Source organism: Bacteroides sp. (genome assembly GCF_028690125.1).
In the GTDB taxonomy this organism is placed as follows: Bacteria; Bacteroidota; Bacteroidia; order Bacteroidales; family Bacteroidaceae; genus Bacteroides.
Map to the genome: position 1 here is coordinate 1 of NZ_JAQVBV010000087.1, position 7,343 is coordinate 7,343.

At 39.7% G+C, this 7,343-nt stretch carries 6 protein-coding genes; 5 read left to right on the plus strand and 1 reads right to left on the minus strand.

Going from position 1 to position 7,343, the window contains the following annotated elements:
* The first annotated feature begins 141 nt into the window (after nucleotides 1-141).
* The 5 genes from PHO71_RS24820 (at nucleotide 142) to PHO71_RS24840 (ending at nucleotide 6,780) form a co-directional block, all read left to right on the plus strand.
* Nucleotides 142-423: a hypothetical protein gene (locus tag PHO71_RS24820; RefSeq protein ID WP_300208837.1), complete on the plus strand. Its 282-nt coding sequence runs from the start codon at nucleotides 142-144 to the stop codon at nucleotides 421-423.
* Between the two features lie 148 nt (nucleotides 424-571).
* On the plus strand, nucleotides 572-910 hold the full coding sequence (locus PHO71_RS24825; RefSeq protein ID WP_300208839.1) for an arsenate reductase family protein: 339 nt from the start codon (nucleotides 572-574) through the stop codon (nucleotides 908-910).
* Between the two features lie 110 nt (nucleotides 911-1,020).
* Entirely contained in the window at nucleotides 1,021-1,440 is a 420-nt protein-coding gene (locus tag PHO71_RS24830; RefSeq protein WP_300208841.1) for a hypothetical protein, read from the plus strand.
* Nucleotides 1,441-1,497: 57 nt separating this feature from the next.
* Complete coding sequence (locus PHO71_RS24835; protein WP_300208843.1) at nucleotides 1,498-1,686, plus strand: hypothetical protein; 189 nt, start codon at nucleotides 1,498-1,500, stop codon at nucleotides 1,684-1,686.
* A 144-nt stretch (nucleotides 1,687-1,830) separates the two neighbouring features.
* Nucleotides 1,831-6,780, plus strand: a complete 4,950-nt coding sequence (locus PHO71_RS24840) for a CFI-box-CTERM domain-containing protein (RefSeq protein ID WP_300208845.1) — start codon at nucleotides 1,831-1,833, stop codon at nucleotides 6,778-6,780.
* A gap of 93 nt (nucleotides 6,781-6,873) precedes the next feature.
* On the opposite strand, the gene PHO71_RS24845 is transcribed toward PHO71_RS24840, so the two are convergent.
* On the minus strand, nucleotides 6,874-7,343 hold a 470-nt coding region (locus tag PHO71_RS24845; RefSeq protein WP_300208847.1), incomplete at its 5' end, for an InlB B-repeat-containing protein.

Sequence of the window (7,343 nt, forward strand, 5' to 3'; positions counted from 1 at the left end):
ACGCAGAAAAAGTGAGATCGAAGAACAGCGGTGAGGATGATGAAAAAATGAAAGTGCTGATATTAAACGGCAATCCCCAAGCAATAAGGTTTACTGGGAATAATTATTGAAAAAAAGGTGTAATCGTTTTTGTTCAAAAGGATGGCAAGAAATTTTCATACAGAAGTGATCGGGGAAATTTATCGGGGAGAGGGAGGACTTATACGCGGTTTCGTACCGGAACTGCAACCGGTAATAGAGGACTATAAAAAGCTTTTAAGGAAAGCGGGAAGAGAGCTCGTCAGTTCATTACAACTTTCGGAAGAAACCAAGAAAGAGCTCGAAAAGCCTCTTATCCCCTATGAGGCCTATGTCAAAGGGTGGAATGATTTAATTGATAAGCAATGGAGCATACCGGATAGGATGATGAATGGAACCGTATGAAAGTGAACCTGAGATATGATGAGATAATGAAGGATAAAAATGCTTTCATATTTTAAATAAGAACCTATTTCTGCCGATATATATGCAATGGAATTTCTATATAGAAGACCTTATATGTAGTAAGGATATATAAGAAGGGATAATTAAAGTGAACATTCAGATATTTGGCGTTAAGAAATGCTTTAATACACAGAAAGCTGAACGATATTTTAGCGAAAGAAATATTAAATACCAATATATAGACTTAAATCAAAAAGGTTTAAGCAAGGGCGAGCTGGCAAGTGTAAAGGCGGCTGTTGGAATTAATACCCTAATTGATCAAAACGCAAAAGATTATAATAAATTGAACTTGAATCGAATTGGAAGCACAAGTATGAGAGAAGAAATATTATTAAATCATCCCCACCTGTATAAAACCCCGATTGTACGTAACGGAAGATTAGCCACTATAGGTTATCAGCCGGAAGTGTGGAAGGAATGGAATTAGAAAATATCATGCTTTTAAGTGCATCTTTAATGTAGCTATAGTCATTAAATTTAGCAAGCAACTGTTTTTGTTCAGGTTAGAGCGAAAGGTAATTCTCAAAAGAGGTAGAAATGCAGCCAATTATTTTGAATATTTTGAGGAAGTTGGCTGTGATATGGGGAATGCTCTCAAGCATAAAGGAAGCTATGTATGAACCAATAGGGATGTGGATGCCGCAGAGCATGATTAATAAGGGTACATCAAGTTATGTTCAAGGCGTTGAAGTGCCACTAGATTACAGCGGTACGATACCTGAGGGTTTTGAGGTAATCGAACTTGCACCGTGTAAAATTATGATTTTCCAGGGTGAACCGTACGATGACGAGAAGTTTATGGATGCTATCGAAGATTTATGGGAAGTGATGAAAAAGTATAATCCAGAAACTTATGGTTTTCAATGGGCAGATGATGATGCACCTAGATTCCAACTTGCCCCAATGGGATATCGTGGTTATATCGAAGCAAGACCGGTAAAACAAATCAATATATGATAAAACAATAAAATATTAAACGATCAAGCATCTGCTGGAAGGCAGGTGCTTTTTATTATGAAAAATATTTGGAAAGCAAATATAAATATCAGTTGGAAAGCAATGTCGAATATACGCCAAATGGAATGTAATTTAGGGGAAGAAATTGCATTTTTAAAAGCTTATAATAGAGTTTATTGGGAAATATTAAGAGCGGCTTTGTTGTTTATTAATATTTTCAGAGAACTATTGTCGAGAACAGCTTGACAATGAAGTAGAGGACTTCTTTTTGTTTAAAAAATGAAGCACTGTAATATCAGGATATTTCGAAGGAAAACGAAAGTTATTAAGGGAGGGGATACCGTGGGAGTAATTAGGAATAGCAAGACAAATTCATTGCTTTTATTGTTTATGATGATAGTTGTAATACTTGCGCTGGGGAGTGCAACTGCTTATGCAAATACAGCAACTTATAACGCAGCAGAAGATAACGATAATGATGTGCCAGATGCATACTACAGTCTAAATATTTCTGAGATGTCTGCAGATAATGAAGGAAACAATACAAACAGCCGCGTTTTATTGATTCAGGATAGTTTGCCATGGGATTCAGACTCCAATACAAAGCTCTTGACAGCCCTTACAGAAGAAAGATATATATCTGGTTATGATGTTTGTTCAGTTTCTGAATTCCAAAATATCGATGTATCTTCTTATGCTGTTATCTATTTTGCCAATGACCAGACAACAGAAACATATCAGAATTATGCTTATATTGTCGATGAATTGGAATTTTTTGCTAAATCCGGTGGTGCAGTTATATTTGGAGCTTGCGATGAAGGTTGGGGTGGTAACGGAACCTTATCGACAGATTTGCCGGGTGGAGTTCAAAAGATTCATAGTAACCAATATAATAACTATATAGCAGATTCAACGCATCCTATTATCACAGGAGAATTAACAGATAAAAAAACTGTTACCACTTCCGACCTGTATGGCAGTTATTGCAGCCATACGTCTTTTGCTGAAGACTCACTCCCTGATAGTGCAAACGTAATTATTCGTGGTTCATCTGATAATCTTCCAACGCTAGTTGAATATCCGCTTGGTGATGGATATGTCATTGCTTCCGGTTTAACGTGGGAGTATTATTATATTCGGTCAGGCGGAGAATATTCTGATAAGGCGTTTGATGATTTGTTTGTCTACGCACTGAGCATATTTAAGCAGAACATTGCAGGATCTGTTTCAGTGAATGTTACAGCGATAGATTCAACAAATACAGCTGTTCCCGTTGAAGACGCGCTTGTAGGCCTGTATGTTGGATCTGCCTGGATCAGAGAAGCCAAAACGGATGCTGATGGTAATGCTAATGTAAGCTTATCCGGGTTAACGAAGGCGCAGATCGCAAAAGCAACGATCAGTGCCAAAAAGCAATGGACTTCCATAGTTCCTTCTAGTGATGACCGCTATGATTTGATAAAGGAATTTGGAACAGATAGCCAGAACAATGCAATCCGCTTTATATACGAACTGCATTCCGAGACAGTTGACAGCAGCGGAAATTGGAATGGTACAGCCATTGCTTCGTATGTAAACAGTGGAAATACGCTGCCTATTGAATTGAAGGAACCAAGGCTGCTGCCCAATGTGTCAGTTTGCTATTTCTGCCCGTCCTCTTTGACAGCCACAGAAAAATCGGCATATTATAATGCGGTGAAGGATACCATGACGGAGGTTTCCAAAACCCTTGCCCAGGCGACGGATGGTCATGTTATGCTGAACAAGGTAACCATTAATTCAACGCCACAGCGTACGGACTTTTATTTTGATAATGTTGGAGACGCTAAATTAGCCAGTATGGCTGATATCCGGATTGAAGCATCAGACATCAAGGATGTTAATGGATGGGGGCTGTTTTCCAAGCCAGTTCAAGTTCATAGCAATGCGTATGTTAACGGTTTCTTTACTGATGATTTCAATATAGCCGCGTTTAATTTTAAAAATATAAATAGCGATGAATTAAAAATCCTGCAAGCTAAGAATTCGTTCAAAAGAATTCAGCTCAGCGCAAAGATGGCGGAGTCCTCAGGCACTATATATAATACCAGCAGTGACTATTCCAAGACGGTGACTCATGAAATCGGGCACTATATCTTGGGCTTTTATGATGAATATTTAAATGGATTAGACATTCAGTTCAGCAAAATAGATTGTAATAAGATTGGCAAGGCTTATTTAGGTTTAGGATTAATGGATTATCAATACACTAACCTTGAAATGTCAAAACTAGCTGATTATAATTACCTCGACCCCGCAAAATATACGGCTAATGACGCAACGGCAGAGTATTATGAAAATAAAATGGATTGCCAATCCTATATCGCCGAAAGACTTCAGAGTACTTTTGACGCTCGTATAGATTGCCTATACAAAGCCTCCTACAAAGTTTCCAGCGATAACCGCACAGCAGTATACTCCTATGCGGTTCCTGCAAGCATCGAAGCGATCGGGGACGCCAGAAGTGATGCCAGTTTGCATGACATTGTTGCACTTCTTTCCCTTGACAACCTTATTTCTACGATGAATCAACTGGGGCGCGTCAGCGCAGCTGTCAAGGATGATATGATAACCGTTACCGTTTCTGATCTGAACGAGGATCAATATCAGGACTTTGCCCTCTATCAATTGGATGATGCCGGCAACCAGATTCAAATACAGCTTGACAACAACAATGGAATACTTGATATAAGCGATGGCGTTGTGTGCGAATTGATGCTGACTGCTACCCAAAAAGACGATGGTATCAAATATTACAACACCATCTACGTTAACAGAGCACTTGTGGCAACAAACGGCTACTTATATCTTTCCAACGATGAACGTACAGTCGGCTATGTAATTCCCACAGTGGATGCTGATTATGTTTTTACCGCCCAAAATGCATCATACAATAATGGAGAGTATATGGCTGTTGGACAGGCTACTTATATTAAGTCTGAGAATGAGGTACCTTCCCGAGGCGAGCTTTATGCAAATGCAGCAGTGAATTCTGATTTCGACTATACATCGCTGCAGTGGTTTAAATCGATTGATGGCGGCGATACCTGGGTTGCGTTGGACACAGATATAAATACTGAGGAAAATGGCAATTTGCGTGGATATTGCAAAGTGGACGGTGATGGTTTGTATGTTATGATGGCAAAACATGCGGCCAATGATCCGGTCAATATCGAAGCATTACAAGTGGCTCAAAGTAAAGAGATTGAGAATAATGTGGATTTGGATATTACGATCAGCACAAAAGCAAAATACTGTATCGTGTATTACAGTGAGGATGCTTTAGATGTAAACAATCTAAGCAGTGTACCTTATATTATTTGCATTATTGATAGCAGTTCGGGAACTTGTATGCTTAATCTAAATACATCCGATAGAACCACTGCGGACAAGACGGTCTATATTGGCTGTATTGCCGTAACGGAAAATGGATCAAAATCCGAACTGTATCAGACTGGGCCTGTGACTATCACGCCGTTGGATTCCAACAACGACGGAATCCAGGATTGGTATGCGGACAAATACCTGCTCTGGGATAATGATAACCGAGACCAGGATATCAGCCAAGAAGACCCAGATGGAGATGGAAAAACCAATCTGGAGGAGTTCAACGAAGGAAGTGATCCCTCTGTATCGGATATTACTGAGTACCAGACCGGTGATATCGACGGCGATGGCTATGTAAGCGACTTTGATGCATCGCTAATTTTGCTGTACGCTGTCAGCAAAACAGAATTGACAGCGGATCAGATAACACGAGCTGATTTGAATAGCGACGGCGCAGTGAATAGCATTGATGCAACACTTGTTCATCAAAAAGTTCATAATATAACTATTACCGATGACCCGGATTCTAATGATGCGATAGTAACTATATCAAACATTACCGACGTTCAAGTTGGCGATACCATCGATGTTCCGGTCGTTCTTAGTGCAGATTCCAATGCCTGTTGTTTGGATTTGATGATCGCTTACGACACAACCGCATTGCAGTACGTTGTCGCACAGAGAATGTCACGGTTTGACCTTGAACAGATAAATTCCACAAATGACGGCAAGATTTATCTATCCTGTGCAGGCAGCGAGAAAAATAGAGATGGTGGAGAAATAGCCATTATTACCTTTAAAGTTAAAGACGCTTTTACTGGATCGACGATTGTGACATTATCTCAAACTGCATTAAATACTTTTGATTCCAAAAACGATGCCATCCCGGTTTTGACCTCTAAGATTAATGGCGTTATTACATCTGATTCGTCTGTTTTACAGAATATAGCCATTACTACCCCGGCCAACAAGCTAATCTATAACATTGGCGATCCTATGGACATAAGTGGCTTGGTAGTAACTGTAACTTATAGCGATGGCAGCACAAAGGAGGAGATCGTAACCGCCGATAGTATAACAGGTTTCGACAGTACTGCAGCAGCATCGGATCAAGTTCTGACAATTACAATAGGGGGAAAGACAAGTACATTTATAGTGCAGATACTAGCAGATATAGTAAAGATAGCTATAACAAACCCGGCCTCTAAATTAATCTACTATGTAGGAGATGCACTGGATATAACAGGACTTGTTGTGACCGGGATTTGTAATGATTATAGCACTAGGAACGAGAGCATAACTGCCGATAGTATAACGGGGTTCGACAGTACTATCCCAGCAACAGATCAAGAGTTAACCATAACAGTCGGTACATATACAACGACTTACACAGTACAAATATTAGCTGCCCTGAAAAGTATAGCTATAACAAGTTCAGCTACTAAATTACACTACAACATAGGAGATTCACTCGACATCTCTGGATTAGTTGTGACAGGTATTTACAGCGATTATAGCACCAAGAAAGAAAACATAACTGCTGATAATGTGACAGGCTTTAATAGTACAGCTGCAGCAAAAGATCAGGTTCTAACTATAACTGTAGGGGGCAAGACCGCCACATATAAAGTGCAAATATTAGATGAAACAGATGATGAATGCTTCATAGCCACTGCTGCCTTCGGCTCCAAGTTTCAGCCGGCGGTAATACTGTTAAGGCATTTCCGCGATGAATATTTATTAACCAATAGTCTTGGCAGGGCTTTCGTAAAATTCTACTACCACAAATCACCACCGATTGCCAATTACATATCAGGCAACGATCGGTTGAGAGGACTCACAAGAGTATTGCTGGCACCCTTTATCGTGGTAGTGTATTTGATTTATAATCCATTTCTGGCATTGGTGTTAATATGCTTAGCTGGGTTTATAGTCAGAAGAAGGATGACTACTGTTATTAGACAGCAAGGTTAGCTCAAGACTTTTTGAAGGGATAGGGGGACGTATGATATCCCAGTGCTGTTTCGGTTAATGATTATATAGCATCTGCTGAGAGGCAGGTGCTTTCTATGATACTTTACGGCGATATAGCATCCAGAATAGTATCATGCAAGCAAATAATCCAAATAATTCGGGATGCAGCGCAGAATAGGCTAACGCTATTATTGGCAGTAACAATACTCTCACCAGGGCTTTCAGAGGTTTATTTTGAGCTATGAATGCAGCAATAGGCGGAGAGTTCTGATAATAAAACGCAACGAATTTTTGCCCGGCGTTATTGGCAAGCAAGTACTTATCTCGGAATTGTCTTAATAAAACTACTGCGGGTTGAAGTTTTGAGCCAAAAGCAGCAGTAGCTATAAAGCATTCATCGATGCTTCCAGAAGTGGATATCCATTTGGCATACAGGATAGTATTACTGGTTATAGCTGTGGCAAAGCTAAAAGCTGTTTTGAGTTCCGCATCGCTATACCAACCAGCAAAAATATAACCGTTCTTCACAGGAATGGAAGGTTCTACAACATTATTGTTAATAT